This is a genomic window from Variovorax sp. F042 (assembly GCF_057814215.1).
Map to the genome: position 1 here is coordinate 1 of NZ_JBVASX010000038.1, position 449 is coordinate 449.

Consider the following 449-nt stretch of genomic DNA (forward strand, 5'->3'; position numbering starts at 1 on the left):
AGCCCACGGGCTCGACGATCTCCTTGTAGGCCTTCGCGGCCTCGGGCGTGTGCTGCGGCAGCCAGGTGCCGGAGTAGGTGTCGTCGAGGATGGCCTTCACCGCGTCGAAGTCGTCGAGTCGCCAGGGCCGGATGGCGATGTCGGGAATGTCGTGGTTCGTGCGCATCGGTTCAGCGGTCGACGGCCAGCATCAGCGTTTCCTTGATTTCTTCCATCACCACGTAGCTGTGCGACTCGGCCGCCACCGGCAGCTTCTGCAGGATGTCGCCCAGCAGGTGCCGGTACTCGCTCATGCCGCTGAGCCGCGCCTTCACGAGGTAGTCGAAGCTGCCTGACACCAGGTGGCATTCGAGCACATCGGGCATGTGAAGCAGTTCCTTGCGCACCTTGTCGAACACGTCGCCGTACTTGGCCGAGAGCTTGATCTCGACGAACACCAGCAGCGTCTT

Annotated in this window: 1 protein-coding gene; it reads right to left on the bottom strand. The window is 63.3% G+C overall.

Going from position 1 to position 449, the window contains the following annotated elements:
- Positions 1-170: 170 nt before the first annotated feature.
- The coding region (locus ACZYSP_RS35285) for an Lrp/AsnC ligand binding domain-containing protein (RefSeq protein WP_489019195.1) at positions 171-449 on the bottom strand (279 nt) is incomplete at its 5' end.